Consider the following 5,369-nt stretch of genomic DNA (forward strand, 5'->3'; position numbering starts at 1 on the left):
CGCTATGACAAGACCGACGTGATGTTTGCGGCCTTCATCACCGTCGCGTTCATCGCCGAGGTCCTTCGATTGCGTTAACAGGCCCTAGTAAGACCCGGAGTCCTGGATTCCGACCAGACTCACCGTCGCTGTAGCCGGCTGCAGATCGTCCAGCTTCCAGCCGGCATAGGGACCGTGATCGGCGATCGAGGTCGCGTTCAGTCCATCCATGGTCCAGACCGATGCCTCGCCGTTGGCGTTGCTCCAAAGCAGGTCGGTCTTGCCGTCGCCGTTCAAGTCCTGGCTGCCGTCCTTCACGCTCCAGCCATTGAAGGGGCCGAAGTTCGCCGTCGCTATCGGGTTCGTGCCGTTCATCAACCACAGCGACACTTCGCCACTGTCCTTGACCCAGCGCAGGTCCGCCTTGCCGTCGCCGTTGTAGTCACCCGCGGCGTCAACCAGCTTCCAGCCGGCATGAGGACCGTGATCGGCGATCGAGGTCGCGTTCAGCCCGTCCATGGTCCAGACCGATACCCCGCCGTTCGTGTTGGTCCACAGCAGGTCGGTCTTGCCGTCACCGTTGAAGTCCTGGCTGCCGTCCTTTACGCTCCAGCCGTTGAAGGGGCCGAAGTTCGCGGTCGCGGTCGGGACCGTGCCGTTCATCAACCACAGCGACACCTCGCCACTGTCCTTTACCCAGCGCAGGTCCGCCTTGCCGTCGCCGTTGTAGTCGCCGGCAGCGTCGACCAGTTGCCAGCCGGCATAAGGGCCTTTATCGGTGATCGCGGTCGCGTTCAGCCCGTCCATGGTCCAGACCGATACTCCACCGTTCGTGTTGGTCCACAGCAGGTCGGTCTTGCCGTCGCCGTTGAAGTCCCGGCTGCCGTCCTTCACGCTCCAGCCATTGAAGGGACCGAAGTTCGCCGTCGCGAGCGGGTTCGCGCCGTTCATCAGCCACAGCGACACTTCACCGTTGTCCTTGACCCAGCGCAGGTCCGCCTTGCCGTCGCCGTTGTAGTCACCCACTGCGTCGACCAGCTTCCAGCCCGCATAAGGGCCTTGATCGGCAATGGAGGTCGCGTTCATTCCGTTCATGGTCCAGACCGAGACCGCGCCATTGGCGTTGCTCCACAGCAGGTCGGTCTTGCCGTCGCCGTTGAAGTCCTGGCTGCTGTCCTTCACGCTCCAGCCATTGAAGGGGCCAAAGTTAGCGGTCGCGGTCGGGTTCGCGCCGTTCATCAACCACAGCGACACTTCGCCGTTGTTCTTGACCCAGCGCAGGTCTGCCTTGCCGTCGCCGTTGAAGTCGTTGAACACTGCGGCATTGCCCGTATTGGTATGAGTCACCCCTAATGTCGGCCAGCTAATTAGTATATTTCCAACTTTGAATCCATCTGTTGAATTTGTGTAAGGGGTTCTTGTGAATGATGACTCGTTGATGTCAGTTGTTACTCTGAGAGTGTCATCTGCGTCGAATATTCGATCGTCGATTGTTTGATTTTGAGGAATATCAATATATCCACGTGTTATGGATATTTTGTGGGTAAAGCCAGTTCCTGAGAAGAAGGGGTCAAGATAGATTGAGTTTTTTGTGCCGATGAAGTTGGTGTCTGTGAAAGAAGATGATCCGCCCGATGAGTTCCAGGCATCAGCACTGACCTGAGACCGTAAAAAGGTAGTTTTCGAAACCGTTGTTGACTCAATGCCTAAATCAAAATCGGAGTCGATAAATAATGAGGATGAAATTGTATTTTTTTCAAGAGCATCTACACTTGAGTTTTTGATTACGGAATTTGTGATTAAAAGTGTTCCGTTGCTAAAAAACCCATCGATGCGTGTTTGTTCGATGTTTCCGTAGTTGGCCTTTAGTTGGCCTGAGGTGCTTTCTGTGGAATAGTTTGTATTTTTGATAGTAGCCAATAAATTTTCGTTGCCTTCTAGTATTAGTGTTCCATAATTTGTTAGTTTATTTCCATTGAGATTTAATGTTGCGCCAGCTCTAATTGTTACAGTGATGCCTGCGGCAATTTGGAGCTCTTCTGCGTAGTTTGCGAAGTCTGATATCGTTAAATTTTGTCTGATTATGATGGTCATTTTTGATGTTTATTTGGGTTATTTGATGGTGAGTGTTGCAATTCAGACTTTAGAATTCTTCGTTTTGCCCTGCGTTGAGCAGTGAACATTTATGGTTATCTGACAGACTATCGGCGATGGTTCGTTAGTCATCAATATTAACAATGACAGATATTATTTTAATATTGCTTTTTGATGTTTGTTGCCTGTATGGTATCAGTTGGTTGCCTGAAAGTAAAAAGGCCGCACGCGCGGCCTTCGGTATCGGATAGGGCAGGGCACCCGCATGGGCACCCTGCTGTAGGACCTGACTCAGGCGCCGGCCGCCTCGAGGCGCTGTCGCAGCTCCGCCACCAGCGCCTCGAGCGCGCTGACGCGCTCGGCCAGCGCCTGCAGTTCCGCGCTGGCCTGGTTGCCGGCAGACACTGTGGCGCTGGCCGGGGCAGCCGCCGCCTGTAGCTCGACCGGCCCGCACAGCAGCTGGGCCCAGCGCTGCTCGCGTGCGCCGGGGGCGCGCTCGAGCTTGAGCACCAGCGGCCCGCCCTTGTCTGGGCTGCGCTGCTGCAGCTCCTCGAGGAAGACCTCGACCGAGCCGATGTCGGCAAAGCGGTGCCAGCGCTCGGCGTTCAGGCGCAGCTCGCCCGCGGTCTGCGGCCCGCGCAGCAGCAGCAGGCCGAGCAGCGCGGCGGCCTGGCTCGGCACGCCGACGGCGCGCTCGAAGTTGTGCTCGTAGCGCGCGGTGCGCCCGCCGCTGCTCTCGAACACCAGGCTGCGTTCGCGCAGGCCGTCCAGCGCCTGGGCGATCTCGTCCTCGCTCAGGCTCATGACCGGCTCGCGGCTGGATTTCTGGTTGCAGCCGCTCTGCAGGCTGTTGAGCGTCAGGGGATAGCTGTCGGGCACGGTGCGCGCCTTCTCCATCAGCGTCGCGAGCACGCGCGCCTCGGCGGCGCTCAGGGGGGATTGTTCGAAGTTCAGCATCAGGCAGTCCGGTTGGGAAGCGGCTTCATTACACTCGCCGCATGTCCCAAATTGCACCACAGAACATCGTCATCCTGATCTCGGGCGGCGGCTCGAACATGGCCGCCATCGTCAAGGCCGCCGAGCAGGGCGGCTGGCAGGAGAAATACGGCGCGCGCATCGCCGCCGTCATCAGCAACAAGGCCGATGCCAAGGGCCTGGTCTTTGCCCGCGAGCATGGCATCGCGACCGCGGTGGTCGATCACAAGGCCTATGCCAGCCGCGAGGAATTCGACGCCGAGCTCGCGCGCGTGATCGACGGTTTTGATCCGAAGCTGGTCGTGCTGGCCGGCTTCATGCGCATCCTGACGCCGGGCTTCGTCGACCGTTACCTGGGCCGCATGGTCAACATCCATCCTTCGCTGCTGCCGGCCTTCCCGGGCCTGCACACGCACCAGCGCGCGATCGACTACGGCTGCAAGTTCGCTGGCGTGACGGTGCATCGCGTGACCGCCGAGCTCGACCATGGCGAGTTCCTGGACCAGGCGGTGGTGCCGGTGCTGCCGGATGACACGGCCGACAGCCTGGCCGCCCGCGTGCTGACGCAAGAACACCTCATCTACCCGCGCGCGGTCGAGCGGCTGCTGGCAGCCGGGCGCTGAGTCGCGCCCAGCCTTGGGAATCAGTTCCCGAGGCCGGCGACTTCGCCCGAGCTTTCGCTGAGGCCGAACTTGCCCTTGGCGTCGCGGCTGACGCGGCCCAGCGCCACTTCCGGGTCGTGCGTGAAGACGATCCGGCCATTGCGCGCCAGCAGGTCCTCGAGCAGCGCGGTCTTCTCCTCGATCAGGCCTTCCGGGAAGCGGTCGTAGCCCATCGTGATCGGCAGATGGACCCAGGGCGCGCCCGGGATCAGGTCGCCGGCAAACACGACCGGACCCGACGGCATGTCGACCTCGGGCAGCAGCTGGCCCGGCGTGTGGCCGTCGCTGACATGGAAGCGCCAGTCCGGCCCCAGCGTGGCCGAGCTCGCGCCGTCTGCCAGCAGCTCGAGCCGGCCGCTGGCTTCGAGCAGGTCCAGCAGCTCGGGCAGGTAGGAGGCCCGGTCGCGCGCGTGCGGCGACTTGGCGCGCTGCCACTGGCGCTGGCCGGTGATGAAGCGCGCCTTCGGAAACAGCAGCCGTGGCGGCTGGCCCTCGGCCCAGGGCGCCAGCAGGCCGCCGGCATGGTCGAAATGCAGGTGGGTCAGCACCACGGCGTCGATGTCGGCATCCGACAGGCCTTGCTCGGCCAGCCGGTCGAGCAGCGCATGGCCGCTTTCCTCGACGCCGTAGCGCTCCTTCATCGCCGGATCGAAGAAGGCGCCGATGCCGGTCTCGACCAGGATGTTGCGCTCACCCTCGCGCACCAGCAGCGCGCGGCAGCCGAGCAGGATGCGGTTCTGCTCGTCGGCGGCCATCCAGCGCTGCCAGAGCGCCTTCGGTGCATTGCCGAACATGGCGCCGCCATCGAGGCGCTGGCGGTTGCCGGCCAGGGTGGTCAGCGTGCGGCCGCTGCTGGCGGCCCCGGATTGCGGTGAGGGTGCGGCGGATGTCATGATCCGACTGTAAGCGAATTTCCGCCGCAGGCATCAGCCAGTCATGCCAGCAGTGCCTGCGTCATGTAGCAGGCCGGGCCTCCGGCATAGCTGGCCAGCGCCCGAGCCTGTCCAGGATCATCGAGTGGCCGCGCGGCGAATCCCTGCTGGTGCCAGAAGGCTTGCGAGCCCTGCACCGAGACCAGCGCTGCCCAGCTCAGCTGCTCGCGCCTGGCTTGTGCCAGCGCATGGGCCACCAGTCGCGGGCCCAGTCCCAGGCCGCGCGCCTGAGGTCCGACCGCGAGGTCGTGCAGATAGAGGCAATCCGGTGCCTCGGCGGGCTCGAAGCCGTCGCCGAGCGCGCCGACCTGGCCGAGCCGGCTCCGGTAGCCGACCAGATAGGCGCAGGCCTTGCCATCCGTCTCGGCGATCCAGGCCGTGTCGGGCGCGCTGGCCAGCCGGGTGCGGATCACGGCCTCGGACTCGATGTTGTCGGGCAGGTAGCACTGCGCCTGCAGGCGCAAGACCGACGCGATGTCGGTCGCCAGCATGTGGCGGATGGCGACCACCGGCTCTTCAGCGCCAGAGCGGCTGGCCCAGCGGCGAGCAGAGCAGGACAAACGCGGTCACGTTGATCGCCGCGGTGATCCAGAACCACTGGCGGAACTGGGTCTTGGCCGACTTGTGCCGGACCCAACGTTGCGCCAGCAGGGCGCCCGGCCAGCCGCCGAGCAGCGAGAGCAGGTGCAGCATGTTCTCCGATGACCGCTGCAGGCCCCGCTTGGCG

At 62.6% G+C, this 5,369-nt stretch carries 6 protein-coding genes; 1 reads left to right on the forward strand and 5 read right to left on the reverse strand.

Annotated elements, in window-relative coordinates; all coding sequences use genetic code 11:
• Window positions 1-84: 84 nt before the first annotated feature.
• On the reverse strand, window positions 85-2,073 hold the full coding sequence (locus tag C6P64_RS09215; protein ID WP_105748273.1) for an FG-GAP repeat domain-containing protein: 1,989 nt from the start codon (window positions 2,071-2,073) through the stop codon (window positions 85-87).
• A gap of 291 nt (window positions 2,074-2,364) precedes the next feature.
• Window positions 2,365-3,030 carry a YceH family protein gene (locus C6P64_RS09220; protein WP_105748274.1) on the reverse strand — a complete coding sequence of 222 codons (666 nt, stop codon included), beginning with the start codon at window positions 3,028-3,030 and terminating at the stop codon, window positions 2,365-2,367.
• 41 nt (window positions 3,031-3,071) lie between these two features.
• On the opposite strand from C6P64_RS09220, the gene purN reads away from it, so the two are divergent.
• The gene (gene purN / locus C6P64_RS09225) at window positions 3,072-3,671 is read left to right on the forward strand and encodes a phosphoribosylglycinamide formyltransferase (RefSeq protein WP_105748275.1); all 600 of its coding nucleotides are present in this window, start codon (window positions 3,072-3,074) and stop codon (window positions 3,669-3,671) included.
• A 20-nt stretch (window positions 3,672-3,691) separates the two neighbouring features.
• Here the strand turns inward: purN and C6P64_RS09230 are convergent, their stop codons facing one another.
• The 3 genes from C6P64_RS09230 to C6P64_RS09240 all read right to left on the reverse strand — a co-directional run.
• Entirely contained in the window at window positions 3,692-4,603 is a 912-nt protein-coding gene (locus C6P64_RS09230; RefSeq protein ID WP_105748276.1) for an MBL fold metallo-hydrolase, read from the reverse strand.
• A 41-nt stretch (window positions 4,604-4,644) separates the two neighbouring features.
• Complete coding sequence (locus C6P64_RS09235) at window positions 4,645-5,151, reverse strand: GNAT family N-acetyltransferase (protein WP_245911687.1); 507 nt, start codon at window positions 5,149-5,151, stop codon at window positions 4,645-4,647.
• Between the two features lie 7 nt (window positions 5,152-5,158).
• On the reverse strand, window positions 5,159-5,369 hold a 211-nt coding region (locus C6P64_RS09240), incomplete at its 5' end, for a DUF1294 domain-containing protein (protein WP_146115889.1).

Origin of the sequence: Malikia granosa (genome assembly GCF_002980595.1) — a bacterium.
In the GTDB taxonomy this organism is placed as follows: domain Bacteria; phylum Pseudomonadota; class Gammaproteobacteria; order Burkholderiales; family Burkholderiaceae_C; genus Malikia; species Malikia granosa.